Source organism: Nocardia sp. NPDC060249, assembly GCF_042728755.1.
GTDB lineage: Bacteria > Actinomycetota > Actinomycetes > Mycobacteriales > Mycobacteriaceae > Nocardia.
Map to the genome: position 1 here is coordinate 295,516 of NZ_JBHXAQ010000007.1, position 25,241 is coordinate 320,756.

The 25,241-nt window shown below is 66.7% G+C and carries 27 protein-coding genes; 11 read left to right on the forward strand and 16 right to left on the reverse strand.

The annotated features are described in order from the left end of the window. The 4 genes from ACFWFP_RS24765 to ACFWFP_RS24780 all read right to left on the reverse strand — a co-directional run bounded on the left by ACFWFP_RS24765 (position 1) and on the right by ACFWFP_RS24780 (position 3,533). Entirely contained in the window at positions 1 to 1,065 is a 1,065-nt protein-coding gene (locus ACFWFP_RS24765) for an ABC transporter substrate-binding protein (RefSeq protein WP_379298742.1), read from the reverse strand. Between the two features lie 88 nt (positions 1,066 to 1,153). Further along, positions 1,154 to 1,954, reverse strand: a complete 801-nt coding sequence (locus ACFWFP_RS24770; protein ID WP_379298744.1) for an ABC transporter permease — start codon at positions 1,952 to 1,954, stop codon at positions 1,154 to 1,156. Continuing rightward, the gene (locus ACFWFP_RS24775; RefSeq protein WP_379298746.1) at positions 1,951 to 2,742 is read right to left on the reverse strand and encodes an ABC transporter permease; all 792 of its coding nucleotides are present in this window, start codon (positions 2,740 to 2,742) and stop codon (positions 1,951 to 1,953) included. The genes ACFWFP_RS24770 and ACFWFP_RS24775 overlap by 4 nt, the downstream gene beginning before the upstream one ends. Next, the gene (locus ACFWFP_RS24780; RefSeq protein WP_379298748.1) at positions 2,739 to 3,533 is read right to left on the reverse strand and encodes an ABC transporter ATP-binding protein; all 795 of its coding nucleotides are present in this window, start codon (positions 3,531 to 3,533) and stop codon (positions 2,739 to 2,741) included. Before ACFWFP_RS24780 ends, ACFWFP_RS24775 begins: the two co-directional genes overlap by 4 nt. Positions 3,534 to 3,778: 245 nt before the next feature. On the opposite strand from ACFWFP_RS24780, the gene ACFWFP_RS24785 reads away from it, so the two are divergent. Beyond that, complete coding sequence (locus ACFWFP_RS24785; protein ID WP_379298750.1) at positions 3,779 to 4,795, forward strand: alpha/beta hydrolase; 1,017 nt, start codon at positions 3,779 to 3,781, stop codon at positions 4,793 to 4,795. Between the two features lie 63 nt (positions 4,796 to 4,858). On the opposite strand, the gene ACFWFP_RS24790 is transcribed toward ACFWFP_RS24785, so the two are convergent. The 5 genes from ACFWFP_RS24790 to ACFWFP_RS24810 all read right to left on the reverse strand — a co-directional run bounded on the left by ACFWFP_RS24790 (position 4,859) and on the right by ACFWFP_RS24810 (position 9,077). Further along, complete coding sequence (locus ACFWFP_RS24790; RefSeq protein WP_379298752.1) at positions 4,859 to 5,533, reverse strand: TetR/AcrR family transcriptional regulator; 675 nt, start codon at positions 5,531 to 5,533, stop codon at positions 4,859 to 4,861. A 97-nt stretch (positions 5,534 to 5,630) separates the two neighbouring features. Next, entirely contained in the window at positions 5,631 to 5,996 is a 366-nt protein-coding gene (locus ACFWFP_RS24795) for a DUF3349 domain-containing protein (protein ID WP_379298754.1), read from the reverse strand. Between the two features lie 11 nt (positions 5,997 to 6,007). After that, positions 6,008 to 6,289 carry a hypothetical protein gene (locus tag ACFWFP_RS24800; RefSeq protein ID WP_379298756.1) on the reverse strand — a complete coding sequence of 94 codons (282 nt, stop codon included), beginning with the start codon at positions 6,287 to 6,289 and terminating at the stop codon, positions 6,008 to 6,010. 12 nt (positions 6,290 to 6,301) lie between these two features. Then, positions 6,302 to 7,489 carry an anion permease gene (locus ACFWFP_RS24805; RefSeq protein WP_379298758.1) on the reverse strand — a complete coding sequence of 396 codons (1,188 nt, stop codon included), beginning with the start codon at positions 7,487 to 7,489 and terminating at the stop codon, positions 6,302 to 6,304. 73 nt (positions 7,490 to 7,562) lie between these two features. Beyond that, the gene (locus tag ACFWFP_RS24810) at positions 7,563 to 9,077 is read right to left on the reverse strand and encodes an ATP-dependent DNA ligase (protein WP_379298760.1); all 1,515 of its coding nucleotides are present in this window, start codon (positions 9,075 to 9,077) and stop codon (positions 7,563 to 7,565) included. A 94-nt stretch (positions 9,078 to 9,171) separates the two neighbouring features. On the opposite strand from ACFWFP_RS24810, the gene ramB reads away from it, so the two are divergent. Beyond that, on the forward strand, positions 9,172 to 10,578 hold the full coding sequence (ramB, locus tag ACFWFP_RS24815) for an acetate metabolism transcriptional regulator RamB (protein ID WP_379298762.1): 1,407 nt from the start codon (positions 9,172 to 9,174) through the stop codon (positions 10,576 to 10,578). Between the two features lie 10 nt (positions 10,579 to 10,588). On the opposite strand, the gene ACFWFP_RS24820 is transcribed toward ramB, so the two are convergent. After that, the gene (locus ACFWFP_RS24820; RefSeq protein WP_379298764.1) at positions 10,589 to 12,418 is read right to left on the reverse strand and encodes an acyl-CoA dehydrogenase; all 1,830 of its coding nucleotides are present in this window, start codon (positions 12,416 to 12,418) and stop codon (positions 10,589 to 10,591) included. Between the two features lie 338 nt (positions 12,419 to 12,756). On the opposite strand from ACFWFP_RS24820, the gene urtA reads away from it, so the two are divergent. The 6 genes from urtA (at position 12,757) to ACFWFP_RS24850 (ending at position 18,338) form a co-directional block, all read left to right on the forward strand. Then, positions 12,757 to 14,007, forward strand: coding sequence for an urea ABC transporter substrate-binding protein (gene urtA / locus ACFWFP_RS24825; RefSeq protein ID WP_379298766.1), 1,251 nt, complete (start codon positions 12,757 to 12,759; stop codon positions 14,005 to 14,007). A gap of 70 nt (positions 14,008 to 14,077) precedes the next feature. Further along, positions 14,078 to 14,962: an urea ABC transporter permease subunit UrtB gene (gene urtB, locus ACFWFP_RS24830; RefSeq protein ID WP_379298768.1), complete on the forward strand. Its 885-nt coding sequence runs from the start codon at positions 14,078 to 14,080 to the stop codon at positions 14,960 to 14,962. Further along, positions 14,959 to 16,089 (forward strand): urea ABC transporter permease subunit UrtC, encoded by a 1,131-nt coding sequence (gene urtC, locus ACFWFP_RS24835; RefSeq protein WP_379298770.1) that lies wholly within the window; start codon positions 14,959 to 14,961, stop codon positions 16,087 to 16,089. Before urtB ends, urtC begins: the two co-directional genes overlap by 4 nt. Continuing rightward, positions 16,086 to 16,889 (forward strand): urea ABC transporter ATP-binding protein UrtD, encoded by an 804-nt coding sequence (urtD, locus tag ACFWFP_RS24840; RefSeq protein WP_379298772.1) that lies wholly within the window; start codon positions 16,086 to 16,088, stop codon positions 16,887 to 16,889. Before urtC ends, urtD begins: the two co-directional genes overlap by 4 nt. Further along, a complete protein-coding gene (gene urtE, locus ACFWFP_RS24845) occupies positions 16,882 to 17,574 on the forward strand; it encodes an urea ABC transporter ATP-binding subunit UrtE (protein WP_379298774.1) in 693 nt (230 codons plus the stop codon). The genes urtD and urtE overlap by 8 nt, the downstream gene beginning before the upstream one ends. A gap of 14 nt (positions 17,575 to 17,588) precedes the next feature. Next, the gene (locus tag ACFWFP_RS24850; RefSeq protein WP_379298776.1) at positions 17,589 to 18,338 is read left to right on the forward strand and encodes a GntR family transcriptional regulator; all 750 of its coding nucleotides are present in this window, start codon (positions 17,589 to 17,591) and stop codon (positions 18,336 to 18,338) included. Here ACFWFP_RS24850 and ACFWFP_RS24855 read toward each other — a convergent pair whose 3' ends face one another. After that, positions 18,339 to 19,220 (reverse strand): NERD domain-containing protein, encoded by an 882-nt coding sequence (locus tag ACFWFP_RS24855; protein ID WP_379298778.1) that lies wholly within the window; start codon positions 19,218 to 19,220, stop codon positions 18,339 to 18,341. A gap of 202 nt (positions 19,221 to 19,422) precedes the next feature. Between ACFWFP_RS24855 and ACFWFP_RS24860 the strand changes: the two genes are divergently transcribed. Both ACFWFP_RS24860 and ACFWFP_RS24865 read left to right on the forward strand, forming a co-directional pair. Next, a complete protein-coding gene (locus ACFWFP_RS24860) occupies positions 19,423 to 19,968 on the forward strand; it encodes a carboxymuconolactone decarboxylase family protein (protein ID WP_379298780.1) in 546 nt (181 codons plus the stop codon). A 92-nt stretch (positions 19,969 to 20,060) separates the two neighbouring features. Next, a complete protein-coding gene (locus ACFWFP_RS24865; RefSeq protein ID WP_378633914.1) occupies positions 20,061 to 20,438 on the forward strand; it encodes a VOC family protein in 378 nt (125 codons plus the stop codon). Here the strand turns inward: ACFWFP_RS24865 and ACFWFP_RS24870 are convergent, their stop codons facing one another. Both ACFWFP_RS24870 and ACFWFP_RS24875 read right to left on the reverse strand, forming a co-directional pair. Further along, entirely contained in the window at positions 20,439 to 20,762 is a 324-nt protein-coding gene (locus tag ACFWFP_RS24870; protein ID WP_379298920.1) for a hypothetical protein, read from the reverse strand. A 177-nt stretch (positions 20,763 to 20,939) separates the two neighbouring features. Further along, positions 20,940 to 21,779, reverse strand: a complete 840-nt coding sequence (locus ACFWFP_RS24875; RefSeq protein ID WP_379298782.1) for an NmrA family NAD(P)-binding protein — start codon at positions 21,777 to 21,779, stop codon at positions 20,940 to 20,942. Between the two features lie 85 nt (positions 21,780 to 21,864). Between ACFWFP_RS24875 and ACFWFP_RS24880 the strand changes: the two genes are divergently transcribed. Beyond that, positions 21,865 to 22,272 (forward strand): winged helix-turn-helix transcriptional regulator, encoded by a 408-nt coding sequence (locus ACFWFP_RS24880; protein ID WP_379298784.1) that lies wholly within the window; start codon positions 21,865 to 21,867, stop codon positions 22,270 to 22,272. A gap of 1 nt (position 22,273) precedes the next feature. On the opposite strand, the gene ACFWFP_RS24885 is transcribed toward ACFWFP_RS24880, so the two are convergent. The 3 genes from ACFWFP_RS24885 to lpdA all read right to left on the reverse strand — a co-directional run bounded on the left by ACFWFP_RS24885 (position 22,274) and on the right by lpdA (position 25,152). After that, positions 22,274 to 22,969 (reverse strand): polysaccharide deacetylase family protein, encoded by a 696-nt coding sequence (locus ACFWFP_RS24885; protein WP_379298786.1) that lies wholly within the window; start codon positions 22,967 to 22,969, stop codon positions 22,274 to 22,276. 52 nt (positions 22,970 to 23,021) lie between these two features. Next, positions 23,022 to 23,522, reverse strand: coding sequence for a L,D-transpeptidase (locus ACFWFP_RS24890; protein WP_379298788.1), 501 nt, complete (start codon positions 23,520 to 23,522; stop codon positions 23,022 to 23,024). Between the two features lie 226 nt (positions 23,523 to 23,748). Then, positions 23,749 to 25,152: a dihydrolipoyl dehydrogenase gene (gene lpdA / locus ACFWFP_RS24895; RefSeq protein WP_379298790.1), complete on the reverse strand. Its 1,404-nt coding sequence runs from the start codon at positions 25,150 to 25,152 to the stop codon at positions 23,749 to 23,751. Positions 25,153 to 25,241: the final 89 nt, after the last annotated feature.

Here is a 25,241-nt window from a genome sequence, read left to right on the forward strand (position 1 = left end):
CTACTTCAGACCTGGGTTTTCGGCGTACACCTCGCGCAGTACCGACAGGTCGAAGAGCTGGTCGGCCTTGATGTCGATCTTGGCGGTGCGCAGCGCGGCGATGTTCTGGTCGATCAGCGCGTCGGACATCGTCAGCAGGCCGTCGGTCTTGGTCGACGCCGAGACGACCAGGTCGTTCTGCGCGGTGGCCTCCTTCGTCTGCTCGGCCAGATCGAGTTTCAGGTCCTTGCCGTAGACCTCGACGGCCAAGCGCGCGGACTCGGCGGGGTTGGCGACAGCGTCCTTCCAGCCCTTGATCTGGGCGGTCAGGAAGGCCTTGAGTTTGTCGCGCTCGTTGTCGATGGTGTTCTGGCTGACGGTCAATGTCTCGGCGACCAGCGGCAGACCGAAGTCGGCGAACAGGAAGTGGTCGTTGGCGAAGCCCTTGGCGGCCAGGGTGATCGGCTCGTTGGTCACATAACTCACCCAGCCGTCGACCTCACCGTTGGCCAGCGGGGTCGGATCGAACTGTGCGGGTACCACGGTGACATCGCCGGGACTGATGCCGTTGGCCGCCAGCAGGGCGCTGAAGATGAGCTGATTGGTGTCCTGCACGCCGATCTTGCGGCCCTTCATCTCCGCGGGCGAGGTGATCGGCTTGCCCGCCGAGCTCACGATCGCGAACGGGTTCTTCTGATAAGTCGCGCCGACGATCTTGGCGGGTAGTCCTTCCAGCACGGCGGGCGCGGTGGTCTGCGGTGCGGAAAGACCGAGCCAGACCTTGCCGGTATCGAGACCGGCTTCCACCGAAGTCGACGCCGCGCCACCCGCGACGAGATCTACCGCACCGAATCCCGCATCTTTGAAATAGCCCTTCGAATCGGCGAAATACTCGCCCGCGAATTCGATGTTCTTGATCCAGGACAACTGGACAGCGACCTTGCCGAATTTCGAGCCGTCGTCGGTCGAGCCGTTCGAGGAAGTGGCCGAACTACCGCCGCAGGCGGCGAGCAACCCGGCGCCGCCCAGCGCCGCGCCGGCCAATGCGGAAAAGCGGAGAAAGGAACGACGGTCGATACTGTTCATACGCAGAATGTAGGTTCGGTGCGTTTCGTTCTCTTTGCGGCCACGTTCCACCGCTATTCCCGTTTATTCGGCGGCTGGTGCCGCGGTTCTAGGATCCAGCGTTCGGCCCGAAGCGCGCGAGTACCACGTTCTCGATCACGCCGACAATCGCGTACAGCAGTACCGATACCACCGTGACCACCACGATCGACGCCCACAGCCGGTTGTACTGGAACATCGGGATGGCCCGCACCAGGCTCGCGCCCAATCCGGTTCCACTGCCCAGCCATTCACCCAGCAGCGCGCCGATCAACGCGCCGGGCACCGAGACCCTGGCCGCGGCGAACACCGACGGCAGCGCGGCGGGCACCGCGACCATCCGCAGTCGTGTCCACCGGGTGCCGCCGTAGACGGTCACCAATTCCATTGCCTGCCTGGGTGCTTCACCCAGGCCCGTCATGATCATCACCAGGGCGGGGAAGAACACGACGATCGCTGTCAGCACCGTCACCCCCGCCGTGCCACGGCCGAAGATCAGCACCACGATCGGGCTCAGGGCGACCAGCGGCACCGACCGCAACAGCATCGCGACCGGCATGAACGTCTGTCGCACAGCCGAATACAGCACGAACAGCGCGGCGACGCCGAGTGCGCCGAGCATCCCGACGACGAACCCCGATGCCGCGTCAGCGAGGGTGATCGCGAGGTCGTCGAAGATCGCCTGGCGCGCCGCCGGCGCGCCTGCCGAAGTGACCAGGTAGGCCCAGACATCCGACGGCGTCTTCCCCACTCGCGGCCCGATCTGCGGGAACAGGCGGAGAAACAGCGTCCAGATGACCAGCAGCAGGATCAGCGACGTCGCCAACGGCAGCAGGAAGCGGCCGATCCGGCGCACAACAGTGGTGGTCATCGTCGCTCCTCCACCGTCGTCCACGGCGTGATCAGGCGGGCCGTGCCCGCCACCAGCAGGTACCCGAGTCCGGCCAGCGCGGCCGCGGCGATCGCCATGCCCCAGGTGCGTGGCACGTTGTAGGCGGTCTGTGCGGCGGTGAGCGCGACTCCGATACCGCTGTCGACGCCACCCAGATATTCACCGATGATCGCGCCGAGCACGGCCGACGGCGCGGCGATCTTCAAGGCGGCGAACGTATTCGGCAGGGCGGCGATGGCTCGCACCCGATACAGCTGCTGCCAGCGGCCACCGCCGTAGACGCGCACCAGATCCAGGCTCGCCGGATCGGCCGAGCGCAATCCACTCACCGCGCCGACCATGGTGGTGAAGAAGCAGTACATCGCGGCCAGGAACACCGTGGGCGTGCGGCCGCCGAACACCACCAGGATGATCGGGCCCAGCGCCACCAGCGGCGTGCAATAGCTCAGGATGGCCAGCTGGGTCGCGAGGGGTTCGATCCGCGGCACCAGCATGATCAGCGCCGCGATTCCGATCGCCAGCACGTTGCCCCAGAGGAAGCCCTGCATGGCCCCGATCGCGGTGACACCGAAGTTGGGCCCGTAGAGCCCCCATCCGTCCGACCACATGGCCGAAAGGACCCGCCACGGTGAGGGAATCGTCCCGCCCGCGGTGCCGGCGGCGGCCAGCGCCCACCACACGGCGATCAGCACCACCACGCCCGCCGCCCCGGCCACCCGGCCCGTGCCGATCCCCGCCGGGAGACGCCGCGCGGTCGCCACGCTCACGCGACCCCACCCCGCCCGAACAGCAACTCGGACAGGTAGTCACAGAGCTTGTGGAATTCCGGCGTGCGCATCATCTCCGGTGTGCGCGGACGCGGCAGGTCGATCTCGACCAGTTCCAGCACCCGGCCCGGTCGTGGACTCATCACCGCCACCACGTCGGAGAGGAACACCGCCTCGCCGATGCCGTGGGTGACCATCAGGGTGGTCGCGGGCTTCTCGGTCCAGATGCGCAGCAGTTCCAGGTTCAATCGCTGCCGGGTCATGTCGTCGAGCGCGCCGAACGGTTCGTCGAGCAACAGCACCGACGGCTGCACCACCAGCGCTCGCGCGATCGAAACCCGTTGGCGCATACCGCCGGACAACTGTGCGGGCTTGGCCTTCTCGAACCCTTCGAGGCCGACCAGCGCGATCAGTTCGGCGATCCGGTCCGGTTCGGCGGGCAGTCCGGCCACCTGCAACGGCAGCCGGATGTTCGACTCCACACTGCGCCACGGCAGCAACGCCGAATCCTGAAACGCGATTCCGAGCTCGGCTCCACCGCGCAATTGTTCCGGGGACATGCCGTTGATCCGCGCGGTACCCGCACTCGGATCGTCGAGACCGGCCAGAATCCGCAACACCGTCGATTTGCCGCAGCCCGAGGGCCCGAGCAATGACAGGAATGCGCCGTGCGAAGTCCGCAAATCGACCGAGTCCAGCGCGTTGACAGTGGTGCGGCCCACCGTGAAGGTCTTGCTCAACCCACTGATCTCGATCCCGGTGGTCGCGCTACCGGGGATTTCCTTACCCATGCTCGTCACCATAAGAGCGCCTGGTTGCGGCGGCATTTCCGAATCACAGCCCAGATTGCGCCCCCGTAAACCGTGCTCGAAGTCACCATAAAAGTGAACCGGTAACGATTCGGTCCTGTGAGAGGACATAGAGTGTCGGAGGATCTGACAGCCCTGCAGGCGTCGAGCGCATATGCTCTCGGCGACCGGGGGAAGCACTGCGATGACGTGCCCGACAGGGCCCGTGGACTGGAACCGACTGTTCGATGAAGCTCTCTGCACTACGTACCGTGGCCGCGCTGCGCACCACCGCCGTGGCTCTGACCGCCGCGTTGTCGGTGGCCGTTGTCGCCGGTGGCGCCGCGACCGCCGCACCCGAGAAGCCCTCAGCCGTGTCGTCCATCGTCAAAGACGGACGCGTGTGGCATCTGAAGGTGTACTCGGCGGCGATGAAGAAGGACATCACGATCGACGTGCAGCGTCCCGTCGACGAGTCCAAGCCCGCTCCCAACTTCTACATGCTCAACGGCCTCGACGGCGGTGAGGGCACCGCCAGCTGGGCGGCGCAGACCCAGGCGCTCAGCTTCCTGGCCGACAAGCAGGTCAATGTGATCCAGCCGATCGGCGGCCGCGGCAGCTACTACACCGACTGGAAAGCCGAAGACCCGAAGCTGGGCCTGAACAAGTGGAGCACCTTCTTCACCCAGGAGCTGCCGCCGCTGCTCGACGGCGCCCTGAACTCGACCGGCCTGAACTCGCTGGCCGGCCTGTCCACCTCCGGCACCTCGGTGCTGCAGCTGGCCGAGGCCAACCCGGGTCTGTTCAAGTCCGTCGCCGCCTACAGTGGCTGCGCGCAGATCGCCGACCCGATGGGCAAGCAGGCCGTCAAGTTCTCCGTGGAGACCTGGGCCGGTGGCAAGACCGCGAACATGTACGGCCCGGACAACGATCCCGCGTGGGTCGAGAACGACCCGGTCGTCAACGCGGAGAAGCTGCGCGGTACCAACCTCTACATCTCCAGCGGTAGCGGCATGCCGACCAACGCCGACGTGGCCTACTACCTCAACGGTTCGCCCGGCCCGATGGGCGTGATCAACCTCGGTCTCGGCATCGGTATCGAGGCGGCGACCAACGCGTGCACGCAGAACCTGAAGGCCAAGCTGGACTCGCTGAACATCCCGGCGACCTACCAGTTCACCCCGATGGGCACCCACTACTGGCCGTACTGGGAGCAGGCGCTGCACGAGTCGTGGCCGCTGCTCGCGCAGGGCATGGGTATCTGATTTCCCACGAAAAGCGGGAGGCATCCGGATTCGGATGCCTCCCGCTTTTGCGTTGCCGTGCAGCTACGTGGTCGGCGCGACCGCCGTGCGCACCGTGAGCCCGGAGCGGATGAAATAGGCGATCTCTTCGCAGATCTCGTCGACCGAGATCGCATCGCCGGGAACGGTGGCGTGCACCATCTCCTGGGCGAGGGAATTCACGGCGCCGATGACCGCGAGACCGAACAGGTGCAGGCTGCGCGATTCCGCTTCGCCGCGTTCGGCCGCGCGCTGCGCTTCCCGGGTGAGCAGCGCCGAGATCGACCGCCGCTGCGCGCGCCGCCATTCCTCCACCACCGGACTCACCCCGACGACCTCGACATAGAACACCCGCGCCGCCCGGCGATCACGGCAGGTCACGGCGAGGAACGCGCGGAAACTCTCCACCACGCGGACCACCAGCGGCTGTTCGCTGGTGTGCTCCAATGCCTCGTCGAGGCGGCGCAGCGCGGCCGCGTTCAACCGGTCGACGAGTGCGATCAGCAGGGCCTCGCGGCTACCGATGTCTTCGTAGAAACTGCGGGTCGACACATTCGCGGTCGAACACAGTCGCTCGATCGAGGTCGACGAATATCCCTGGGTGCCGAATAGTTCCAGCGCCGCGTCGGTCAACCTGTTGCGGCGTAGCGCGACTCGCTGCTGGCGCGACAATCCACCGTAACTACGACCACTATCGGTTACATCCGCACGCCGAACCACGGATGCATGCTAGCGCGCGATCGCCGGACAGCCGGGCGATTCGCCATTGTCGCCGCGAGCGAATTCCGCTGGCGTATCGGAATTGTCGAACTCCGAATCAATTCTGTTCGGTGGCGGCTTCTCCGTCGTCGAGTGGTTCGGCCAGCGGCCAGCCACCGGCGGCCAGATGCGAAGCCACCCGCGAGACATCGGCGGGCGCGGGCTGCTCCTTCGCGAAATCGGCGATGGCGGCCGCGATTTCGGCCTCGCTGATCGATTCCCGATTCGGATTCGCCTCCACCAGTTTCTCCCCGATCACCCTCACCTCGTAGTCGGTGAGATGGCGGTGCAGTACCGCGAACAACGCGACGTAGTCCGACTGGGGAATGCCCTGCGGGTAGCCCGCGCGCAGCCATTCCAGCACGCGCGAGAGCAGGTTGCCACGGACCGGCGGGGTCGCGGGAGTGGGGTTCGGATCGGTCATGGCTTCCTCACTCATGATTGGCCGAACAGGTGGATGCCGAACTGGTGGGCGATGAACGCCTTGGCGGTGAACAGGATTCCGGTGATCACCACGACGACGATGAGGACCACACAGCTCAGCGCACCCGCCAGCGCCGGATAGTTGCGCCGGACCCGGCCCTCGGCGTCGACGGTCTCGGCATTGGCCCACCACCGCACCGCGAGGGCGAAGACCGCGGGAACACCCGCTCCGAAGATCAGCGCGGCGAGCACCACTTCCCACAGTGAACTCAGATTGGTGATCACGGTGTGCATGATCGCTCCCCTCTACCCGGCATGGTTCTGGTCGATCGGCGACGGTGCCGAGGTGGGTGGCTGATGGCCATCGGGCCATTCGTTCACATTGTGAGTGCCGACCGGGTCCCGGCGCGACCGCAGATAGATTCCGAGCGCCCCGCCGATCAGGAGGCCGAACACCACGAGCACACCGGGGAGTCCACCGATGACGTTCGCGATCGCCCAGCAGATCGCGCCGACGATGCCGGCCATCGGCAGGGTCAGCAGCCAGGCGACGGCCATCCGGCCCATCACCCGCCAGCGCACCTCGGCGCCCTTGCCGATGCCGGTACCGAGGATCGCGCCGGTCGCGGTCTGCGTGGTCGACAGCGGCAGGCCGAAATGCGCCGAGGTGAGGATGATCGCCGCCGAGGTCGACTCGGCGGCCAGGCCCTGCGGCGACTCGATCTCGACCAGACCCTTGCCGAGGGTCCTGATGATCCGCCAGCCGCCGAGATAGGTGCCCAGCGCGATCGCGACGGCACAGGCGGCCATCACCCACAGCGGCATGTGGTCGTCCTTGTCCAGCGAGCCGTAGGCGACCAGCGCGAGGAAGATCACGCCCATCGTCTTCTGCGCGTCGTTGGTGCCGTGCGCCAGCGAGACCAGGGAGGCCGAACCGATCTGGCCCCAGCGGAAACCTTCTTCGGACTTCTCCTGGTCGACGCCACGGGTGATCCGGTACACCACGAACGTGCCGATCGCCGCCACCATGGCGGCGATCACGGGGGCGAGCAGCGCGGGCAGCACGATCTTGATCAGCACGCCGTCCGACCCCGATGCCCAGATCACGCCGTTCCAGCCGAGCGCGGCGATCGTCGAGCCGATCAGGCCGCCGAACAGGGCGTGCGAGGAACTCGACGGCAGGCCGAGCAGCCAGGTCAGCAGGTTCCACAGGATGCCGCCGACGAGGCCCGCGAAGACGATTACCAGCAGGTCCTGCCCGCTCACATCGTCCAATTTCACGATCCCCTTGGCCACCGTCGCCGCGACCGCTACCGACAGAAACGCCCCGATCAGGTTCAGCACACCCGAGAGCGCGACCGCCGTCTTCGGCTTCAGCGCTCCGGTGGCGATCGAGGTCGCCATGGCGTTGGCCGTGTCGTGGAATCCGTTCGTGAAGTCGAAGACGAGAGCTGTCGCGATGACGATCAACAGGACCATTAGTTCGGCGCTCACGGGAACAGTGTGTCGCATGCTGCCGCCGGATTGCCAAACTGTTGCGGGTAAGTCGCACGACCAGCGGCTGAGCTCAGCCGGACGCCACGCCGAGCGCGCGCACCGCCTCGATGGTGTCGGCCTCACGCGGTTCCTTGTCCGGCCGGTACCGCACCACCCTGGCGAAGCGCAGCGCGACTCCGCCCGGATACCGGGTACTGGTCTGGACGCCGTCGAGCGCGATCTCGACGACGAGTTCGGAGCGCAGATACACGGCCTGACCGTCGCGGTGGGTTTCGTGACGCGGGAATTCCTCGGTCTGCCAGCGCAGCAGTTCGTCGGTGAGCCCCTTGAACGTCTTGCCGACCATCACCGGCTCACCGGTCTCCGGATCGCGGGCCGCCAGATGCAGATTGGACAGGAAACCGGTGCGGCGGCCGTAACCCCATTCCGCGCCGATCACCAGTAGGTCGAGGGTGTGCGCGGGTTTGATCTTCTGCCAGGCCTTGCCGCGGCGGCCCGCGGCGTACGGGGCGTCGAGCGCCTTGACCATCACGCCCTCGTTGCCGACGGCCAGTGCGTCGTCGTAGCAGTCGGCGGCCGCCTCGGGGGTCGGCGCGATGAGCGCCGGAATGCTGTGATCGCCCGCGACCCGTTCGAGCGCGGTGCGCCGCACGCGCAGTGGTTCGTCGATCAGGTCGACGCCGTCCAGGTGCAGGCAGTCGAAGAAATAGGGGTGCAACCGGCGTGGATCGCCGATGGTGGCGAACCGGCTCATCGTTTCCTGGAACGGGCGTGGGCGGCCCGCGTCGGTCAGGGCGAGGGTTTCGCCGTCGAGCACGACGGTGGCGCAGTCGAGGGTTTTGACCAGGTCGACGAGTTCGGGCACCCCCGCGGTGATGTCGCGCAGGGTTCTGGTGAAGACCCAGACCTGGTCGCCGTCGCGGTGCACCTGGATGCGGGCGCCGTCGAGCTTGTGTTCGACGCTGATGTCGGAGCCCAGCTCGGCGAGGGCTTCGTCCAGCGAACCGCCGGGTGCGGCGAGCATCGGCGCTACCGGGCGGCCTACTTCGAGGCGGAACGCGGCCAGGGCTTGCTCGCCCCCGGCGAGCGCGGCCGTCGCGGTGACGGGCAGCCGGCCCGAGAGCATGTGGGCCCGGCGCACCACGTCGACGGGGATGCCGGTGGACTGTGCGAGCGCCTCGATGACGATCGCGGTGAGCGCGCCCTGCCGGAGTTCGCCGGTGAGCAGGCGGACCAGGAAGGACTGTTCCTCCGCGGTAGCGGCGGTGAAGAGCGCGGTCAGCAATGCGCGGCGCCGGTTGGTCGAGCCCTTGCCGTTCAGCTCGGTGAGCTGGGAGAAGATGTCGTCCACCGCGCCCACGGTGAGGCTCGCGTCGCTGCTCGGCGGTGTCTCGAGCCCGGCCACCGTGCGCCAACCGGCCCCGATCCGGCCCTGCACCAGCTCGCCGGACAACCACGCCACCACGGTCCCGATCTCGGCCGGGCCCGCGGCACCGAAGAGCTCGGCCAGCGCGGCGGTTTTCGCCTTGCGCGACCGGGTCGCCCGCACGGCCGCGGAGGCCGTGACGACATCGCTGAACAGCACCACACGACAGTATCGCGAGGGTGTGACACAGAGCTCGAGCCCCGGTGTTAAGAATCCATTGGCAAGGCTGCGAAACCGCCCCTAAACTGGACATATGGCCAAGACCTATGTCGGAGCGCGGCTGCGCCAGCTGCGTACCGAACGTGGGCTGAGCCAGGTGGCGCTCGCGCAGAAACTGGAGATCTCGGCCAGCTATCTGAACCAGATCGAACACGACGTGCGACCGCTCACCGTGCCGGTGCTGACGCGCATCAACGAGGTCTTCGGCGTCGACCCCACCTTCTTCTCCGCCCAGGACGACACCCGGCTCATCGCCGAGCTGTCCGAAGTGGTGATGGACGCCGAGCTCGGCATCGAGGCCGACACCCAGCAGATCGCCGACATGGTCTCCGCGCATCCGTCGATGGCGCGCGCCCTGGTGGCCATGCACAATCGCTACCGCAACACCAGCGCGCAGCTGGCCGCCGCCACCGAGGACCGGTTCGCCGACGGTTCCGGCAGCGCCGCGATCAGCAAGCCGCACGAGGAAGTGCGCGACTACTTCTATCAGCGCCAGAACTACATCCACGAATTGGACACCGCCGCAGAGGATCTCACCGCGCGTATCCGGTTCCACGGCGGCGAGGTGAGTACCGAGATCGTGCGCCTGCTGCGGGCGCACGGCGTGCGGATCAGCGAGCGCATCGACCTCGGCGAGGGCGTGCTGCACCACTTCGACCCCGAGACCCAACAGCTCGAGATCTCCCCGCACCTGTCCGGCGGACAGCGCACCTTCAAACTCGCCGCCGAACTCGCCTACCTGGAGTGCGGCCCGCTACTCGAAAAACTGGTCGACGAGGGCAATTTCGCTTCCGACGCCTCGCACAAACTCGCGATGCTCGGCTTGGCGAACTACTTCGCGGCCGCGATGGTCCTGCCCTACACGCACTTTCACGAGGTGGCCGAGAATTTCCGCTACGACATCGAACGCCTGTCGGCCCATTTCTCGCAGAGTTTCGAAACCATCTGCCACCGCCTGTCGACCCTGCAACGGCCCACCCTGCGCGGCGTCCCGTTCTCCTTCGTGCGCGTCGACCGCGCGGGCAATATGTCGAAGCGCCAGTCCGCCACGGGTTTCCACTTCTCGGCCAGCGGCGGTACCTGCCCGCTCTGGAATGTCTACGAGACCTTCGCCTACCCCGGCAAGATCATGACCCAGATCGCCCAGATGCCCGACGGCCGCAAATACCTCTGGATCGCGCGCACCGTGGAACGCCGCGCCACCCGCTACGGCCAACCCGGCAAGACCTTCGCCATCGGCCTCGGCTGCGAACTGCGCCACGCGGGCCGCGTCGTCTACGCCGACGGCATCGACCTCGGCGAAGCCAACGCCACCCCCATCGGCGCGGGCTGCCGAGTGTGTGTGCGCTCCAACTGTCCTCAGCGTGCCTTCCCGCCGCTGGGCAAGGCCCTCGACATCAGCGAACACCGCAGCTCGGTCTCGCCGTACCTCATCAAGTAGTTCGCCCCACTCAGAACGCCTCCTCCGGGACGGCCATGATGTCGTTGTCGATGGCGGCGAGGATGTTCTTGGCGGCGGTGAGCTCGGGCAGGACATTCTTGGCGAAGAAGCTCGCCGCGGCGACTTTGCCCTGGTAGAAGGGGCGGTCCTGTGGTGCGGCGTCGGCGGCCAGGGCAGCGGCGGCGATATCGGCCTGGACCAGCAGGCGCCAGGCGATGAGCAGGTCACCGACCGACATCAGAAAGCGGACCGCGCCCAGGCCCACCTTGTAGAGCTCGGTGGGCTCGGTCCGGCCCGCCATGGCGTAGCCGGTGAGGGTGGCGGCCATCGCGCCGATGTCGGCCTGGGCGGTACGCAGCAGGGCGCGCTCGACGGCGAAGCGGCCGGTGTCGTTGTCCAGGTAGACGCTGATCTGAGCGTTCACGTGCGCCAACGCGACACCGCGATCGCGAATGATCTTGCGGAAGAAGAAGTCCTGAGCCTGGATCGCCGTGGTGCCCTCGTAGAGCGAATCGATCTTGGCGTCGCGAATGTACTGCTCGATCGGATAGTCCTGCAGATAGCCCGAACCGCCGAAAGTTTGCAGTGACTCGGTGAGCAACTGATACGCCCGCTCGGATCCGACGCCTTTGACGATCGGCAGCAGCAGATCGTCCACGCGGTGCGCGGTCTCCGGATCGGCGCCGGAAACCAGCTGCGCCACATCCGCGTTCTGATGCGCGGCGGTATACAGATACACCGCCCGCAGCCCCTCCGCGTAGGCCTTCTGCAGGGCCAGCGACCGGCGCACATCGGGGTGATGGGCAATGGTGACGCGCGGTGCCGCCTTGTCGGCGATCTGCGTCAGATCCGCGCCCTGCACCCGCGTCTTGGCGTACTCGAGCGCGTTCAAGTACCCGGTCGACAACGTCCCGGACGACTTCACACCCACCGTCATCCGCGCGTTCTCGATCACCTTGAACATCTGGGCGATGCCGTTGTGCACATCGCCGACCAGCCAGCCCTTGGCGGGCACCGCGGTGCCGCCGAAGGTCAGCTCGCAGGTCGGCGAGGATTTGATGCCCATCTTGTGCTCGACCCCGGTCACATACACACCGTTGCGGTCGCCGGGTTTCAGCGTCTCGGGATCGAAGAGGAACTTCGGCACGTAGAACAGCGAAAGTCCCTTGGTGCCGGGGCCCGCGCCCTCCGGCCGGGCGAGTACCAGGTGAAACATGTTCTCCGCCGTATCTCCCACGTCACCGCCGGAAATGAACCGCTTCACCCCCTCGAGGTGCCACGACCCGTCGGGCTGCGGCACCGCCTTGGTGCGACCGGCGCCGACATCGGATCCGGCGTCCGGCTCGGTGAGCACCATGGTGGCCTGCCACCCGCGCTCGAATCCGCCCTGTGCCCAGCGTTTCTGTTCGTCGTTGCCGAGCTCGTAGAGCACCGAGCCCATCAGCGGGCCCATGTTGAAGAAGCTGGCTGCCGGATTGGCGCAGATGATGAGCTCGTTGATCGCCCACATCAGCGCGTTCGGGGCGGCGGTGCCATCCATTCCCGCCGGCATGGCGAGGCGGTACCAGCCCGCCTCGTGCACCACCTCCACCGTTTTGCGCAGCGGATCGGGCACGGTGATGACGTGGGTTTCGGGGTCGAAGACCACCGGGTGCCGGTCGGCCTCGGCGAACGAGTCCGCGATCGGCCCCTCGGCCAGGTGTTTGACCTCGTCGAGGAGCTGGCGCACCGTATCGGAGTCCAGGTCGCCGTAGGCGCCGGTATCCAGAAGCTTGTCGAGGTTCAGCACCTCGAACAGATTGAACTCGATGTCACGCACGTTCGCCTTGTAGTGCCCCACTGGGCCCTCCTCGACTGACCGCACACGGCCGATTGCCGCGTGACTCGGCTGCTCGACGTCGTACAAATCGAAGCGTGCCGCACCCGCGCGTCCCTACGCAACCGTAGGCAAGGAGACCCTTCGACAGCTTCCACGGCGAACAATTCACACGGACGAAACAGACGAAACGGGCACGTGATCGGGAGTCATTCGGGTGCAACAAGTTCCATCTACTGTCTCGAATCACGAATACAGCAGCTGTATACAACTCGGTGTACATCCAGTCGCCGGGGAGCAGCGGTGGTGTTCGTTGTGGCGCGTGTGGCGCCGCCGTTACACCTGATGAGGAGAACCGCCCCATGTCTGAATCCCGTTTGGTCAAGGCACTTGCCGTGCCTGCCGCGGTGGCCGTCGCCGGCCTGCTGCTCACCGGCTGTGGTGCTCGCGACGACGCGTCGACCGGCTCGACCGCCGCCTCCTGCGTCGACACCAGCAAGGACACCATCAAGGTGGGCTCGCTGCACTCGCTGTCGGGCACGATGGCCATTTCCGAAGTCACCGTGGCCAATTCGACCAAGCTGGCGATCGACCAGATCAACGCGGCGGGCGGTGTGCTCGGCAAGAAGATCGAGATCGTCCTCGAAGACGGCGCCTCCGACCCCAAGACCTTCGCCGAGAAGGCGGAGAAGCTGATCAGTTCCGACTGTGTCGCTTCGGTATTCGGCGGCTGGACCTCGTCGAGCCGCAAGGCCATGAAGCCCAAGTTCGAGAACCTGAACTCGCTGCTCTACTACCCCGTGCAATACGAGGGACTGGAAGATTCCAAGAACATCTTCTACACCGGCGCCACCACCAACCAGCAGATCATTCCCGCGCTGGACTACCTGAAGCAGAAGGGCATCAAGTCCCTCTACCTGGTCGGCTCCGACTACGTCTTCCCACAGACCGCCAACCGCGAGATCAAGGCCTACGCCGCGGCCAACGGCATCGAGATCAAGGGCGAGGACTACACCCCGCTCGGCTCCACCGACTTCTCCACCATCGTCAACAAGGTGCGTGCCGCCAAGGCGGGCGCGGTGTTCAACACCCTCAACGGCGACTCCAACGTCGCCTTCTTCCGCGAGTACACCAACGCCGGCCTGAAAGCCGCTGAGATGCCGGTGGTTTCGGTGTCGATCGCCGAGGAAGAGGTCGCCGGTATCGGCGCGCAGAACATCGCGGGCCAGCTGACCGCCTGGAACTACTACCAGACCGTCGACTCCCCGGCGAACAAGAAGTTCGTCGCCGACTACAAGGCGGCCTTCGGCGCCGACAAGCCCACCTCCGACCCGATGGAAGCCGCGTACGCCTCGGTCTACCTGTGGAAGAACACCGTCGAGAAGGCGAAGTCGTTCGCGGTGGCCGACATTCAGGCCGCGGCCGACGGCGTGAGCTTCGACGCCCCGGAGGGCACCGTCACCATCGACGGCTCCAACCACCACATCACCAAGACCGCCCGGATCGGTGAGATCCGTCCCGACGGCCTGATCTACACCGTCTGGGATTCCGGCAAGGCCATCACCCCGGACCCGTACCTGAAGTCCTACGAGTGGGCCAAGGGCCTCAAGTAAACAGCCCGACAGATGTGGGACGCGTAGTGCGCGCGTCCCACATCGCCCCCTCTCCAAGGAGTCCACTGCAATGGACGTGCTGATCAGTCAGCTCTTCACCGGGCTGAGTCTGGGATCCATTCTTCTGCTCGCCGCGCTCGGCCTATCCCTGACGTTCGGTCAGATGGGCGTCATCAATATGGCGCACGGCGAATTCATCATGGCCGGTTGCTACACCACTTATGTAGTGCAGCAAGTCTTCTCGTCGGCCGGAGTCTCGCTGGTCGTGTCCCTGCTGATGGGCTTCCTCATCGGCGGCCTGCTCGGCGCCGCCCTGGAGATGGGGCTGATCCGCTACATGTACGACCGGCCGCTGGACACCCTGCTGGTCACCTTCGGTGTCGGACTCGTGCTCCAGCAGGCCGCGCGTGACATCTTCGGCGCACCCGCCAAGAACGTACTGGTGCCCGAATGGCTCAGTGGCGGCATCACTATCGCGGGCGCGGTCGTGCCGAAGACCCGCATCTTCATCCTGGTGCTGGCGATCGTGGCGGTGACCGCCCTGGCCGCCGTGCTCAAGACCACCCCGATGGGTCGACGGATTCGCGCCGTCGTGCAGAACCGCGGGCTCGCCGAAACCAGCGGCATCTCCAGCAGATTCACCGACATCAGCACGTTCTTCATCGGATCCGGACTGGCCGGTGTCGCCGGTGTGGCGCTCACCCTGATCGGTTCGACGAGCCCCACCATCGGCCAGAGCTATCTGATCGACGCGTTCCTGGTGGTCGTGATCGGTGGCCTCGGCCAGATCAAGGGCACGGTGATCGCGGCGTTCGCGCTCGGCCTGCTCAACTCGTTCATCGAATACTCCACCACCGCGTCCATCGCGAAGGTGATCGTGTTCGTAGTGATCGTCATCTTCCTGCAGGTCCGCCCGCAGGGCCTGTTCACCGTGCGGACGAGGAGCCTGGCATGACCGCACTCACCGAACGTCTCCGCGCGCACCCGCGACTCACGCCCCTGGTCGGGTTCGCCGTTGCCGCCATCCTGCTGTTCGCCGTCGCCCCGGCGGTCCTGAGCGACTTCCGCCTGAACCTGCTCGCCAAGTTCCTCTGCTTCGCCATCGTGGCTGCCGGCATCGGATTGGCTTGGGGCCGTGGCGGAATGCTCACCCTCGGCCAGGGCGTGTTCTTCGGCATCGGCGCCTACATCATGGCCATGCACATGCAGCTCGCCGACGCCGCTCGTCTCGGCAACGACGTCCCGGAGTTCATGGAGATCTCCGGGATCAGCGAACTCCCCGGTTTCTGGCAGCCGTTCAGCTCCGCGCCGGTCGCCATTCTCGGCATCCTGGTGCTGCCCGCGCTGGTCGCCGCCGTGCTCGGCTACGGCGTGTTCAAGCGCCGGGTGCGCGGCGCCTACTTCGCCATCCTGAGCCAGGCGCTGGCCGCGGCGCTGGCGATCCTGCTCACCGGACAGCAGGCCATCGGCGGCTTCACCGGGCTGTCGGACTTCCGCTCCTTCTTCGGATTCCGGCTCTCGGACCCGGCCAACCGGCAGATGCTGTTCTTCATCGCCGCGGGCACGCTGCTCGTGGTGGTGGCCCTGATCCGTCAGCTCAACCGCAGCCGCTACGGCGAACTGCTCGTCGCGGTGCGTGACGCGGAGGAACGGGTGCGCTTCCTCGGCTACGACCCGGCCAACATCAAGATCGTCGCCTACGTCGTGGCGGCGTTCCTCGCCGGGATCGCGGGTGCGTTGTTCACCCCGATCGTCGGCATCATCTCCCCCGCCGACATCGGCGTCATCCCGTCGATCGCCTTCCTGATCGGCGTCGCCATCGGTGGCCGCACCACGCTGCTCGGGCCGATCCTCGGCGCGATCGGGGTGGCCTGGGCGCAGACCTCGCTGTCGGAGTCGTTCCCGTCGGGCTGGACCTACATGCAGGGCATCCTGTTCATCGTGGTCGTCGGCTTCATCCCCGCCGGGCTGGCCGGACTGTGGCCGATGTTCAAGGGCTGGCTCGACAGTCGCAAGAAGTTGCCGCCCGCACCGGAAGAACCCGCGCCGGTCGTGATCGAGGAAGAGGTGCACGCGCGATGACACCCGAACCCAAAGCCGGCGGCAACGCGGGCATGGACAGCGACTACCTCGAAATTCGCGGCCTCTCGGTGAGTTTCGACGGATTCAAGGCGGTCACCGAGGTCGATCTCACGGTGCTGCAGGGCGACCTGCGGTTCCTGATCGGCCCGAACGGCGCGGGTAAGACCACGCTGATCGACGCCATCACCGGCCTCGTCCCGGCCACCGGTTCGGCGCAGAAGTCGGGCACCGAACTCCTCGGCAAGAAGGTGCACCAGATCGCGCGCCTCGGCGTCGGGCGCACCTTCCAGACAGCCAGTGTGTTCGAGCAGCTCACCGTGTTGCAGAACCTGGACATCGCGGCGGGCGCCGGCCGTTCGGCACTGTCGCTGCTGCGCCTGCGCAAGTCGGTGCTGCCGAGCATCGAAGAGGCTTTGGAGACAACGGGTCTCACCGCGCTGCGGGACAAGCCCGCCGGGGTGCTCGCGCACGGACAGAAGCAGTGGCTCGAGATCGGCATGCTGCTGGTGCAGAACGCGTCGGTGCTGCTGCTCGACGAGCCCGTCGCCGGCATGAGCGCCGAGGAGCGCGAGGAAACCGGAAACCTGTTGCGCCGCATCGGCAGTGATCGCGTGGTGATCGTCGTCGAGCACGACATGGACTTCATGCGGTCCTTCGCCACCTCGGTCACCGTGCTCGCGGGCGGCAAGGTGCTCAGCGAGGGCAGCGTCGAACAGGTGCAGGCCGATCCGAAGGTGCAAGAGGTCTATCTCGGTACCGCGACTCTGGTCGCGACAGACAAGGAGCCGGCCGATGCTTGAACTACACGACATCCGTTCCGGATACGGGCGCACCGAGGTCATCCACGGCGTCAGCATGACCGTGCCCGACGACAGCGTCGTCGCGATCATGGGCCACAACGGCGCGGGCAAGACCACCCTGCTGCGCGCCGCGGTGGGGCTGCTGCCCACCAAATCGGGGACCATCACCTTCGACGGCGAGAAGATCACCAAACTCTCACCCTCGCAACGGGTCAAGCGCGGAATCGGCTATGTACCGCAGGGCCAGCAGAGCTTCGGGCAGCTGACCACCGCCGAGAACCTGCAGGTGGTCGCGGACGGACGCAAGCGCGGCAAGGCGCTGATCGACGAATCCCTCGATCTGTTCCCCGCGCTGAAGGACCTGCTCACCCGCAAGGCGGGCCTGCTCTCGGGCGGGCAACGTCAGCAGCTGGCCATCGCGCGGGCACTGATCACCGAGCCGAAGCTGCTCATCCTCGACGAACCGACCGAGGGCATCCAGCCGTCGGTGGTCGCCGAGATCGAGCGCACCATCATCGAATTGACGCAGCGCGGCGGTTTGAGCGTGCTGCTGGTGGAGCAGCACATCGGCTTCGCACTGCAGGCCGCACAGCAGTACTACGTGCTGCACTCGGGACATCTCGGCTCGACCGGGACAGGCGGCGCGGGCGCGGAGTCCGCCGTCCGCGCGGCGATGGCGATCTGATCGCAGCGGCGCACATGGCCGGGAGGGGATCGGGCGAGGACGCGCGTCCCGCCGGCGGCCGGCGGCGGGTACCGCTGGCCGCCCGCGTCTACGACCAACTCCGCCACGACCTCGCCACCGGGGAACTGGCGCCGACCGAACGACTGCGCGCCGAGCGGCTGGCCCAGCGCTACGGCGTCTCGCGCACCCCGGTGCGCGAGGCGCTGGCCCGGCTCCAGGCCGACGGGCTCGTGCAGCGCCATGCCGACGGTCTCTACCTGTACCGGCCTCGCCTGAACGAACTCGACGAGCTCTACGAACTACGAATCGTGCTGGAATCCCGTGGTTTTCAGCGCATCGCCGCCGGCGGTTCCGTCCAGGCGAACATTCCGATCGAGCACGACCCGCCCACCGTGCGCGCGGAGCTGGCCCGCTGGCTCGAATACCGTGACACCCCACCGGAACCCGGGCCCGACCTGGTCGCGGCCGACGAGCGGTTCCACACCGAACTGCTGCGGGCGGCGGGCAATTCCGCCCTCGCCGAGGCACTGGCCGCCGTCTACCTGCGGGTTCGCCCGGTACGCACGATGGATGTGGCGACCGCCGAACGGGTGGCGGCCATGACGGCCGACCACATCACCATCGCCGAACAGGTGCTCGCCGGCGACGACGAACAGGCCCTGCGCACCCTCACCGCGCACATCGATTCCTCCCGCGCGCATGTGCGGGTGCGCGCCGAACAGGCGATCGCCTTCACCAAACTCGGTCGCGCCGTGCGGGATTGATCAGCATTCCGCCTGGAACGGCCAGCACTCGGTCTTGCGCGGAGTCGCCGACGCGGGCGCACGGGTCGTCGACGTCTGCGAGGTATCCGACATCGGGCGCGGATGCGGCGAATCCTGAAACAGCGCCACGCCGACCACCACGAAGACGACGAAGATGCCGAGCAGCGCGGCGGCGAACAGTCCGATGCCGACGAACTTTCCCCGGGGCGACGGATCAGCAGGCGGGACAGGCTCACTGAATTTGCGCACCTGCGGCACCACCGGAGCCGGCGCGGGTCGATGGGTGTCGAAGCCCTCCTCGACCAGCTCGGCCCGCGACGGCACCTCGACCGCACCGAGCGCCGTACAGGTGTTGAGCACCCGTTCGACCGTCCATTCGCGCGGTCCCGCCGAGAAGCCTTCCAGGTATACCCGCAGCTCGTGCGCGTCGACGCTGTTCGCGACCAGCACGTCGAGACCGGGCCGCAGCGCGGTGCGCGCGGGCCGCACCACCACACCCCGATACGGCACGAGCACCACCGCGCCGGACACATGTCTGCTGTCCTGCAACGCCTGCTCCAGCGCGACCCGCACCGCGTGCACGCCGTGTTCGACCCGGTCGGTGAGACCGTTCGACGCGTCGGCGGCTAAATCCAGCGGACTGTCGCTGATCCGCCAGCTGCCGTCGGCGGCAGCGCTGAGCAGCCCGCTCTGCCGTCGCCGGAAACCCTTCACCTCGAGCACCGTGATCCCGCGCGGCGTCACGATCACCGCGCCGAGCCGCCGGTCACCCACCCGGCAGTCGACCAGCGCGAGCCCCGTACTCGGATAGGCACGCAGGCAGTCCACGAGCTCGCGCTCGGCGCCGGTGAGCTCGGCACCCGGTCTGATCCGAACCAGCATGTGCGATGTTCCCCTACCAGTGCTGCGACCTCACACCGCCGCTGCGCGCTGCGGTACCCACCGATCATGACGCGCAACTGTTCCGAAAACCACTGGAAACCAAAGAAAACCGGCACGAATACAGGAGTGACCTCAGGGGCGGATACCGGCGAGTACGCTCCGATCTTGGCCGACGATGTTCGAGAAGACAGGTGGATCAGAGATGGATTCAGCGCCCCTACCACGCGTTTCGCCGGGACGGTTCGGTGAACTCGGGCCGATCAACTGGGTTGTCTGGCAGGTACTTTCCCGTGCGTCGGGCACCGAGGACGCGCATCTGTTCAGCACCCTCGGTCGCACGGGCGGGCTCTTTCGCGGCTGGCTGCATTTCTCCGGCAAGCTGATGCCGGGTGGCCGGTTGCCGCGAGCCGAGGCCGAGCTGGTGATCCTGCGGGTCGCACAGCTGCGCGCGTGCGACTACGAGGCCGACCATCATCGTCGATTGGGCCGCAAGGCGGGGCTGTCGGCGGTCGAAATCGAGCGGGTCGTGGCAGGTCCCGAGGCCGAAGGCTGGACTCCGCGGCAGCGGGCACTGCTGACTGTCGTCGATCAGCTGGTGACCACCCGCAACGTGGACGATGCGGCGTGGAACGCGCTGGCCGAGCACTACGACGAGCGGACGCTGATCGAGATCGTGCTGTTGATCAACCAGTACGAGGGTCTGGCATCGACCATCACGACCTTGCGGATCGAGCGCGACACGTTCTGACGGTGTGACCTAGGTCATATAGCGAGCCCGCGCAAGATCTCCCACAGTAAAGGCGTACAACGTACGGAGTTAATCGCCACCGAGGAGACCCCATGCAGATCAGCGCTTCCGCCCTCTCGCTCAATGTCGCCGACCCCCAGGCCTCGGCGCAGTTCCTGATCGACCACCTCGGCTTCACCGAGAAGATGGCCGCCGACGGATTCGTCAATGTGACGCGGGCCGACGCGGGCATGGACGTGATCTACCTGCGCACCGGGCTCGGCTCGTTCAAGCCCGCCCGCATCGCCGGGAGCGCGGGCGAGGGACTGCTCGTCGTCTTCGTCGTCGACGACATCGACCGCGAATACGACCGCCTGCGGGCCGAGGGCGTCCCGATCGAGACGCCCATCGAAACCGAGGAGTGGGGCGAGCGATACTTCCAGATGACCGACCCCAACGGGATCGTCATCCAGCTCGTGCAATGGGTGTGATCAGCGACGGGCGATGCGCAGCGCGGCCACGACCATCGGGATCTGCAACGGCAGCCGCGCCAGCACGCCTGCCTTGAAAGCCGTGGGCGCCTTCGGATTACCGACCACATCCACCGTCATCTGGATATTGGCCGGGAAGACACCGATGAACAGCGCCGCGGCCAGCCAGCCACCCAGCTTTCGCGTGCGCGGCACGGCCAGCGCGGTCGCCACGCCCAGCTCGGCAACCCCGGACGCATAGGTGTAGGTCCGCGGGTTGCCGGGCAGCTGCGGCGGCACGATCTTGTCGAACGGCTTGGGCGCTACGAAGTGCAGGGTGCCCATGACGAACAGCAATCCGCTCAGCCAGGAGTGCGAACGTCGACGGGGAGTTTGATCAGCCACGACCCCGACGGTACCGCTGTTCCGCCTCGCCGGGTACTCCGGTCGACCAGGGCGCAGCCATAGGGTGAGCCCACACCCGGTGAGCTACTCATGCGCTGTGGTCATGGATGGCGGCGGCTATTGCGCGAAGACCGTAGACGCCGAGGTCGCCGGGCGGCCGAGGAGCTCGGTCAGATCGCCGGTGGTCACCTCGAGCAAGCCCTCGCCGATACCGGCGTCGGCGTCGGCGAGGACGGCGGCGTACTGCTCCTCCAGACCCGCTGCGCGCAGGGCCGCGGCGTAGTCGTCCGTGGAGAGGTCGGCGTAGCGGACCGGGGAGCCCTTCGCCTCGGCGACCGCGGCCGCCAGGTCGGCGCCGGTCAGCGCCTCGTCACCGCCCAGCTCGTAGACGCGGCCTTCGTGCCCCGCACCCGTGAGCACGCGCGCGGCGGCCTCGGCGTAGTCGGCCCTGGCGGCGCCGGAGACCCGGCCCGCGGCCATCGCACCGTAGAGGACACCGGACTGTGCGGCGTTCGCGACGGCGCCCGTGTAGTTCTCCCAGTACCAGCTGTTGCGCAGCAGCACCGTCGGCACGGCGGCGCTCGCCAGCACCTCTTCGGTGCCACGGTGCTCGGCGGCCAGCAGCATCGGATTGCTGTCGGCGCGCGGAATGCTGGTGTAGGCCAGCAGTTCGACCCCGGCGCGCTCGGCGGCGCGCAGGACATTGGTGTGCTGGGCGACTCGCTTGCCGAACTCGGTGCCCGAGATCAGCAGCACCCGGTCCACCCCGGCCAGGGCAGCGTCGAGGGCCGCCGGATCGTCGTAGGACGCCTGCCGCACTTGCGCGCCGCGCGCGGCGAGGTCGGCCACTTTGCTCGGATCGCGCACGATCGCGACCGGCTGCTCCCCTGCGGCGAGCAGTGCCTCCACGACCAATCGGCCGAGCTTTCCCCCTGCTGCTGTCACTGCCACGGTCATTGCTACCTCCATCGGCACAAGCGCTAACTATTAGTAAGCACTATTCCTCCAGTAGGCACTTGCGTCAAGTGAGTAAGATGGATCCATGCCCGAGACGACCCCCGCGGACCACGACCCCACGCTGGAAGCCGACGTCTTCGCGCGCAATTGCGATTCCCGCCCCGTCCTGCAGAACATCACCGGACGGTGGGGTGTGCTCGCCTTGGTCGCGCTACGCGACGGCCCCGTCCGATTCAGCGCCCTGCGCCGCCGGGTCGACGGCGTGAGCGAGCGCATGCTCTCGCAGACCCTGCAGTCGCTGGAACGCGACGGCATGGTCCATCGCGAGGTCCTCGAAGCGATTCCGCCCCGCGTCGAATACACCCTCACGGAGCTGGGCACCACGGTCGCGGACCGGCTGGAGTCGCTGATCGTCGTCCTGGAATCCAATATGGACACCGTCCGCACGGCACAGGACAGCTACCACCGCGCGGGGATCACCGGCCAGCACTGACTCAACGCGCGAGCAGCTCGGAGACCGTGACGAATCGGTAGCCCCGCGCGCGCAATCCGTCGACGATCTCGGGCACCGCGGTAATGGATTCGGCGCCGTGCATGACGTGCAGCAAGATGATCGAGCCCGGCCGGGTCTCGGCGAGAGTATCGGCGACGATGGCCTCGCGAGACGCGCCACCCGCGGAATCGGGCTCCACATCCCAGGTCACCGAGGTGCGATCGTGGTCGGCGAGATACCGCGGCAGCGTCCACAGTTTCTTGCCGTACGGCGGGCGGAAACTGATCGGCCCCGGATACCCGGCGCGACGGATCTCGGCGTCGGTCCGCTCGATCTCCTCGCGCACGGTATCGCCGGAAACCAGCACCATGCGCCGGTGCGAATAGGAGTGATTCCCGATCTCGTGGCCCGCGCCCACGATCGCCGCACCGTATTCGGGATGCGCGGCCAAGTCCGCGCCGACCAGGTAGAAGGTCGCCCGAACCTGCAATTCCCGCAGCGTCCGCAGCACCTCCGGCGTCCGCGCGGTCGGTCCGTCGTCGAAGGTCAACGCGACGACCTTCTCTTCGGTCTCGACCCGATCTACCAGCCGCCCCGCCACCTGATAGGTCCGTGAATTCATCAACACATACAGACCGGCCACCACCGCCATGACCACGACGAGGCCGACAATCCCACCCACCAACCACCGACGCATGGACAGACGGTAACTCACCGGGCCCGCTCAGCCCGGTGAGTTACCGGTGTACCTAGACGATGACTTGAGTGATGTCGCCCGGCTTCAGGTAGTCGAAGAAACGGTGGGCGCCGTCTTCGGTCATGCGCACACACCCGTGCGATTTCGAATCGACCGGTCCCACGTGGAATGCCATGTCGCCGTTGAAGAAGGTGGCCCAGCGCATCGGCGCGTTGTGCATCGTGCTCCAGTGGAATTCCCGCTTGAAGGAAATCTTGGTCACCGCGGGCGGCGTTTCGTAGCCGGCCATGCCGTGCGAAATCGGCGTCGGCCCGAAGATCACCCGGCCGTTGTCGACCAGCCACGCCTCGTTCGTCGACAGCCGCAGGCACGCCCTGGCTTCGACGACCGGGCACGGCGATGCGGTGGGAACGATGGCGGGAACACCGGGAACGTCCGGCCCACCGGGGAAAAGAGGTTCCGCGGTGGCTGGCGTCACTGTGCCGAATCCGGCCACAGCGACGGCGACTGTTGCCGCGATCCGTGCTGTCCAACCGAGAATGCTCTTGCTCATCGAGTCGTTGCCTCTCAACCGTGCCCGCCACCCGCGAGCCTGCCCGGGTGAGGGGACCATCTCATGGAACACAAAATGCCGAACACGAGCGTGGAACAACTACCTGGAGGTGATGTCGATCATCGGCCACAGACCCTGATTCACCAAATCAACGCCCGGAAAAAGACCGAATAGAAACCAAAAAGCCGGGCACGCGATCGCGCACCCGGCCGTTTCAGCTGATATCTCAGAAGTTGATCATGTGCCCCGCGAGGCCGTGAATCGCTTCCTGCACCGCTTCGCTCAGCGTCGGGTGGGTGTGCACATTGCGGGCCACCTCGTTGACGGTGAGGTCCCACTTCTGGGCGAGGGTGAGTTCGGGCAGCAGTTCGGACACGTCAGGGCCGATCAGGTGCCCGCCGAGGAGTTCACCGTGCGTGCTGTCGGCGATCAGCTTCACGAAGCCGGTCGGGTCGCCGAGACCGTGGGCCTTGCCGTTGGCCTGGAACGGGAAGTTCGCGACCTTCACGTCGTAGCCCTCGTCGCGGGCCTGCTGCTCGGTGAGACCGAAGCTGGCGACCTGCGGCTGACAGAAGGTGGCGCGCGGCATCATCCGGTAGTCACCCAGGGTCATCGTCTCGGCGCCGCCGATGGTCTCGGCCGCGACCACGCCCTGCGCCTCCGCCACATGGGCGAGCTGCAGCTTGGCGGTGACGTCACCGATCGCGTAGATGTGGCCCACGTTGGTGCGCATGTAGTCGTCGATCTCGATGGCGCCACGGTCGGTGAGCGCGACGCCGGTGGTCTCCAGGCCGTAGCCCTCCACCCGCGGCGCGAAGCCGACGGCCTGCAGCACCTTGTCGACGGTGACGGTCTCGATCGCGCCGGACTTGTTGTCCTTGATCTGGACGGTGACCTTGGAGCCGTCGTCGTCGATCGACTGCACGGCCGCACCGGTGGAGATGGTGATGCCGAGCTTCTTGTACTGCTTGGTGATCTCCTTGGAGACGTCGGCGTCCTCGTTGGGCAGCGCGCGGTCGAGGAACTCCACGATCCGCACGTCGACGCCGTAGTTCTTGAGGACGTAGGCGAACTCCATGCCGATCGCGCCCGCGCCGACGATCAGGATCGAGCCGGGTAGGTCACGGGTGAGGATCTGCTCCTCGTAGGTGACCACGTTCTCGGAGAGCTGGGTGCCCGGCAGCAGCTTGGTGGTGGTGCCGGTGGCGATGATGACGTTGTCGAACGTGATCGTCTCGGCGCCGCCCTTGGTGAGAGCCACGTCGATCGAGTTCGGGCCGGTGAAGGTGCCGAGGCCGTCGAACTCGTCGATCTTGTTCTTCTTCATCAGGAAGTGCACGCCCTTGACCCGACCGTCGGCCACCTTGCGGCTGCGATCGAAGGCGGCACCGAAGTCGAAGCTGACCTCACCGGAGATGCCGAAGGTCTTGGCTTCCTTGTGGAAGATATGGGCCAGCTCGGCGTTGCGCAGCAGTGCCTTGGACGGGATGCAGCCCACGTTCAGGCACACGCCACCCCAGTATTTCTGCTCGACAATCGCTGTTCGCAGGCCGAGTTGAGCGGCACGGATCGCGGCGACATATCCGCCGGGACCAGCGCCGAGAACGACGACATCGTAGTGGGAAGTCACGTCACCGAGCCTAACTCTGTTTCGAGGAGTTCACCCACCCGTCCCCCACATAGGTGAGCTGCGCTCCCGACCGGCGACGATCGCCGTCA

Coding starts and splice junctions, on each gene's coding strand:
- ACFWFP_RS24765 (WP_379298742.1), bottom strand. CDS start 1,065: ATGAACAGTATCGACCGTCGTTCCTTTCTCCGCTTTTCCGCATTGGCC.
- ACFWFP_RS24770 (WP_379298744.1), bottom strand. CDS start 1,954: ATGACCACCACTGTTGTGCGCCGGATCGGCCGCTTCCTGCTGCCGTTG.
- ACFWFP_RS24780 (WP_379298748.1), bottom strand. CDS start 3,533: ATGGGTAAGGAAATCCCCGGTAGCGCGACCACCGGGATCGAGATCAGT.
- ACFWFP_RS24785 (WP_379298750.1), top strand. CDS start 3,779: ATGAAGCTCTCTGCACTACGTACCGTGGCCGCGCTGCGCACCACCGCC.
- ACFWFP_RS24795 (WP_379298754.1), bottom strand. CDS start 5,996: ATGACCGATCCGAACCCCACTCCCGCGACCCCGCCGGTCCGTGGCAAC.
- ACFWFP_RS24800 (WP_379298756.1), bottom strand. CDS start 6,289: ATGCACACCGTGATCACCAATCTGAGTTCACTGTGGGAAGTGGTGCTC.
- ramB (WP_379298762.1), top strand. CDS start 9,172: ATGGCCAAGACCTATGTCGGAGCGCGGCTGCGCCAGCTGCGTACCGAA.
- urtA (WP_379298766.1), top strand. CDS start 12,757: ATGTCTGAATCCCGTTTGGTCAAGGCACTTGCCGTGCCTGCCGCGGTG.
- urtB (WP_379298768.1), top strand. CDS start 14,078: ATGGACGTGCTGATCAGTCAGCTCTTCACCGGGCTGAGTCTGGGATCC.
- urtC (WP_379298770.1), top strand. CDS start 14,959: ATGACCGCACTCACCGAACGTCTCCGCGCGCACCCGCGACTCACGCCC.
- urtD (WP_379298772.1), top strand. CDS start 16,086: ATGACACCCGAACCCAAAGCCGGCGGCAACGCGGGCATGGACAGCGAC.
- urtE (WP_379298774.1), top strand. CDS start 16,882: ATGCTTGAACTACACGACATCCGTTCCGGATACGGGCGCACCGAGGTC.
- ACFWFP_RS24850 (WP_379298776.1), top strand. CDS start 17,589: ATGGCCGGGAGGGGATCGGGCGAGGACGCGCGTCCCGCCGGCGGCCGG.
- ACFWFP_RS24855 (WP_379298778.1), bottom strand. CDS start 19,220: ATGCTGGTTCGGATCAGACCGGGTGCCGAGCTCACCGGCGCCGAGCGC.
- ACFWFP_RS24860 (WP_379298780.1), top strand. CDS start 19,423: ATGGATTCAGCGCCCCTACCACGCGTTTCGCCGGGACGGTTCGGTGAA.
- ACFWFP_RS24865 (WP_378633914.1), top strand. CDS start 20,061: ATGCAGATCAGCGCTTCCGCCCTCTCGCTCAATGTCGCCGACCCCCAG.
- ACFWFP_RS24870 (WP_379298920.1), bottom strand. CDS start 20,762: ATGGGCACCCTGCACTTCGTAGCGCCCAAGCCGTTCGACAAGATCGTG.
- ACFWFP_RS24875 (WP_379298782.1), bottom strand. CDS start 21,779: ATGACCGTGGCAGTGACAGCAGCAGGGGGAAAGCTCGGCCGATTGGTC.
- ACFWFP_RS24880 (WP_379298784.1), top strand. CDS start 21,865: ATGCCCGAGACGACCCCCGCGGACCACGACCCCACGCTGGAAGCCGAC.
- ACFWFP_RS24885 (WP_379298786.1), bottom strand. CDS start 22,969: ATGCGTCGGTGGTTGGTGGGTGGGATTGTCGGCCTCGTCGTGGTCATG.
- ACFWFP_RS24890 (WP_379298788.1), bottom strand. CDS start 23,522: ATGAGCAAGAGCATTCTCGGTTGGACAGCACGGATCGCGGCAACAGTC.